This window comes from Actinopolyspora alba, assembly GCF_900112765.1.
Lineage (GTDB): Bacteria > Actinomycetota > Actinomycetes > Mycobacteriales > Pseudonocardiaceae > Actinopolyspora > Actinopolyspora alba.
Genome location: NZ_FOMZ01000027.1, coordinates 1 through 4,549, shown reverse-complemented (window position 1 = coordinate 4,549; position 4,549 = coordinate 1). Strand labels below are relative to the sequence as shown.

Genomic DNA, 4,549 nt, shown 5'->3' with positions numbered 1-4,549 from the left:
GGTGGCTGGTGGTTCGTTGCCGCAGGGGGCGGTGCGTGTGGCTGCTTGTCGGGAGCGGGTGGTGTGGGTGTTTCCGGGGCAGGGTGGTCAGCATCCGGGGATGTGTCGGTCGTTGTTGGGGGATGAGGTTTTTCGGGCGGCGTTGGTTGAGTGTGATGGGGTGTTGCGTCCGTACACGGGGTTTTCGGTGGTGGAGCTGCTGGAGCAGGACGATGAGGTTCAGCGGGAGTGGTTTGATCGGGTGACGGTGGTGCAGCCGGTGTTGTTCGCGGTGGGGGTGGCGCTTTCGCGGGTGTGGGGTTGTTGGGGTGTGTCGCCGGATGTGGTGGTGGGTCATTCTCAGGGTGAGGTGGCCGCGGCGGTGGTGGCGGGTGTGTTGAGCCTGGCTGAGGGTGCCCGGGTTGTGGGGGTGCGGAGTCGTCTCGTTGCTGGTCTTGCCGGTGATGGGGGGATGGCCAGTGTGGCTTTGCCGGTGGACCAGGTGCGGCGGCGATTGCACGAGTGGGGTGGTGCGTTGTCGGTGGCGGTGGTCAACACCGCCGAGTCGACGGTGGTGGCTGGTGACCGGCAGGAGTTGGAGGAGTTCCTCGCCGTGTTGGAGGGCGAGGGTGTGTATTGCCGTCGGATCGCGGTGGATTACGCGTCGCATTCGCCGCAGGTGGATCCGGTGTTGGAGTCGGTTCGGTCGGAGTTGGCTGATCTGGTGCCGGGGTCTGGGGATGTGCCGGTGTTCTCGACGGTGCGGGGGGCTCGGGTCGACGGCAGCGAACTCGATGGTGACTACTGGGCGGACAATCTTCGCGAGCCGGTGCGGTTGGATCTGGCGTTGGAGGATCTCGCTGCGGGTGAGGAGACGGTGTTTCTCGAGTTGGGTGCGCATCCGTTGTTGGTGGGCCCGCTCGGCGGGGCCGGGCATATGGCGGTGGGCTCGTTGCACCGGGACGAGGACGGTGCGTCGCGGTTGCGGCAGGCCGCGGCGGAGTTGTTCGCCCATGGCATCCCGGTCGAGTGGGACAGGGTCTACGCGGGCACCGGGGCGCGGGTGGTGGACCTGCCGACCTACGCCTTCCAACACCAGCACTACTGGCTCGACGTCACTCCCCCCACTCCGAACGGCGCGTCCAACGGCACCGGTGTCGTGGAAGAACCGCTGTGGGAGGCCGTCCGGGCACACGAAGTCGACACCGTGGCCGACATGTTGGAGATCCCGGATCAGCGACACGAGGATCTCGCGGCGCTCCTGCCGCATCTCGCGAGGTGGCGAACCCGGCGTGCCGCCAACGCCGAGCTCGTGAACTGGCTCTACGAGGAGCAGTGGATTCCGGCGCCGAGTCACGGTGACGTTATTCCTCCGAGTGGAACCTGGCTGCTGCTGAGTGAACAACCAGGAGCGCAGCGTGCCGAGTCCATCGCCGCCGCCGTCGAAGCAGCCGGTGCCGAGGTGCTACGACTCGAGCTGGCCGACGATCCGGACGAGGCCGCCACACGGTTGGCCTCGGCCGCGGCGGACACGCCCCTGTCCGGCGTCCTGCTGGTGGCCGGTGCGGAATCCGATGTGCCCTCGGAACCGTCCCTCGAATCCGACCCTCAGGTGACGTCGCGACTGACGCGGTGTGTCGTGCGGCTCCGCTCGATCGTCCGAACCCTCCGGGAAGTGAGCGGCGACGCGCCGCTGTGGTTGTTGACCACGGGAGCGGTGGGTACGGCGTCCGACACTCCCGAGGGCGAGCTCCACGACCCGAGCCGGTCCGCGCTGTGGGGACTCGGGCGGGTCGTCGGTCTCGAACACCCCGACCTGCTCGGTGGTCTCGTGGACCTACCGGCCGGTCCGCTCGACAGGACGACCACGGATGCCCTGATCGCGGCCCTTACCGCCGACGACGCGGAGGACCAGCTCGCACTGCGTCCTGATCGGAACGGCTCGGTGCGACGGCTCGTGCGGCGTGTCGTTCGCGCTCGTCCCGAGGTCGAGGTGGCTGACAGCGGGTTCGCTCTGGCGGGCACGGTGTTGGTGACCGGGGGTACCGGTGGGTTGGGTGCCCGTACGGCGCGGTGGTTGGCGGAGTGTGCTCGGGAGCAGTTGCACCTGGTGCTGACCTCGCGTAGCGGTGCCGCGGCACCCGGCGCGGCGGCCTTGCGGGAGGAGCTGGAAGGTCTCGGGGCGAGGGTGACCCTCGCGTGCTGTGACGTGGCCGATCGCGACGCACTCGAACAACTGCTGGGTGATCTCGACGAGCCGGTTCGCGCCGTCTTCCACGCGGCGGGCGCCACGGAACCACGCCCGCTCGCTTCGCACGACACGGCGTACGTCGAGGGGGAGCTCTCGGCGAAGGTCGCCGGGGCCGCGAACCTCCACGCGCTCCTCGACTCCGAGCCGTTGGAGGCGTTCGTCCTCTACGGCAGCCTGGCCGGGTTCTGGGGTTCCGGGGAACAGGGCGCCTACGCGGCGGCCAACGCGTTCCTCGACGGACTCACGCGTCGACGCCGCGCCCGGGGTGTGCCCGCCACCATCGTCCACTGGGGCTCCTGGGGAGAAGGCGGCATGGTCTCGGCGGAGACGGATGCCCAGCTGCGTCGCCGGGGCATCCCGCCCATGGCGCCGGAGGTGGCCATCCGGGGCCTCGAACTCGCACTGCGCGACGGCCGACCCGCGCTCGCGGTGGCCGACGTCGAATGGTCGAGTTTCACGTCGAGCTACGCCGCCGGCCGTCCGAGGCCGTTGCTGCACGGCGTCGACGAAGCCAGACGCGCTCTCGAGGGTGAGACGCACCAGGACGACGACCACGACCGAGCGGCGACACGGCTCGGTGAGCGACTCCGAGCTGTGCCGGTCGACAAGCGCGAGGAAACGGTCCTCGAAGCGGTTCGTGCGGAGATCGCCGCCGTGTTCGGCATGTCCGAGGCAGCAGCGGTGCCGTCCGACCGTCCCCTCCGGGAATCGGGGCTCGACTCGATGATGGCGGTGCAGATGCGCAATCGACTGGCGGTGTTGTGCGGCACGAAGCTCCCGCCGAGCCTGCTGTTCGATTACCCGACACCCGAGGACCTCGCCGCGTATCTCACCCACCTGCTGCGAGACGAGGTCGACGACCTCACCGGCCTGGAGAGCGTGTTGGAACGACTCGAGCACCTGCCCGACGAGACACTGCGACAACCGCGGTTCAGCCGGCGCATCACGGCCCTCACGCGACGTCTCGAATCGCACGAGACCACGGCGGAGCCGCGGTCCGACAGCGAGATCCGCACGAGTGTGGCGGACGTGTCCGACGACGATCTCCTGACGTTCATCGATCAGGAGATCGAGGACCTGTAACCCGCACCTTTCCACCGTCCCCCTACCGTCCGACGATTGTTAGGTCATGGCTGAAGAATCCGACCTCCGCGCCTACCTGCGTCGCGTCACCGCGGCCCTCCAGCGGGAGAAGAGCCGCTCGGAAGAGCTCCAGCGCCGCATCGACGAGCCGATCGCGGTGGTGTCGATGGCGGGGCGTTATCCGGGTGGGGTGGATTCTCCGGAGGGGCTGTGGCGGTTGTTGGTCGACGGGTGTGATGCGGTGTCGGGTTTTCCGGATCGTCCTGGTTGGGATGTGGCGGGGTTGTTCGACCCGGATCCGGATGTGGTGGGGGCGACGTATGCGCGTGAGGGTGGTTTCCTGCACGACGCGGGGTTGTTCGATGCGGGGTTTTTCGGGGTGAGTCCGCGGGAGGCGGAGCGGTTGGATCCGCAGCAGCGGTTGTTGTTGGAGACCTCCTGGGAGCTGCTCGAGCGCGCCGCGGTGTCGCCGGAATCGGTGGATCGGAGCGCGACCGGCGTGTACGTCGGTATCCAACACAGCGATTACGCGCACCACCACCTGACCAGGCTCGCCTCCCTGGACGGGCACATCGCCACCGGCATGCTCGGCAGCACCGCGTCCGGTCGGTTGGCTTACACGTTGGGGTTGCGGGGTCCGGCGGTGTCGGTGGACACGGCGTGCAGTTCCTCGCTGGTGAGTATTCATCAGGCGATGCAGGGATTACGGCGTGGTGAGTGCGACCTCGCGCTGGCGGGCGGGGTCACCGTGATGGCGACCCCCTGGGCCATGGTCGAGTTCAGCCGCCAGAAGCTCACCTCCCCCGAAGGAAGGTGCAAGTCGTTCTCCGAGAGTGCCGACGGCGTGGGCTGGTCGGAGGGCTGCGGACTGTTGTTGTTGGAGCGGCTCTCGGATGCGCGGGCCAACGGGCGTGAGGTGTTGGCGGTGTTGCGGTCGAGCGCGCTCAATCAGGACGGTCGGAGTCAGGGACTCGCCGCGCCGAATGGTCCGGCGCAGGAGCGGGTGATCGGTGCTGCGTTGGCGGCCGGGGGGTTGGAGCCCTCGGATGTGGACGCGGTGGAGGCGCATGGCACCGGCACGGCGTTGGGGGATCCGATGGAGGCCCATGCGTTGTTGTCGACGTATGGGAAGGATCGTTCGGATCAGGATCCGTTGTATCTGGGTTCGGTGAAGTCGAACATCGGTCATCCGCAGGCTGCGGCGGGTGTCGCTGGGGTGATGAAGATGGTGTTGGC

General features: G+C 68.3%; 2 protein-coding genes. Both read left to right on the top strand.

Annotation, left to right across the window (positions count from 1 at the left end):
- Position 1 precedes the first annotated feature (1 nt).
- Entirely contained in the window at positions 2-3,313 is a 3,312-nt protein-coding gene (locus BM150_RS23390; RefSeq protein ID WP_092930239.1) for a type I polyketide synthase, read from the top strand.
- A 46-nt stretch (positions 3,314-3,359) separates the two neighbouring features.
- Positions 3,360-4,549: beta-ketoacyl synthase N-terminal-like domain-containing protein (locus tag BM150_RS23385; protein WP_139219646.1), on the top strand; the 1,190-nt coding region annotated here is incomplete at its 3' end.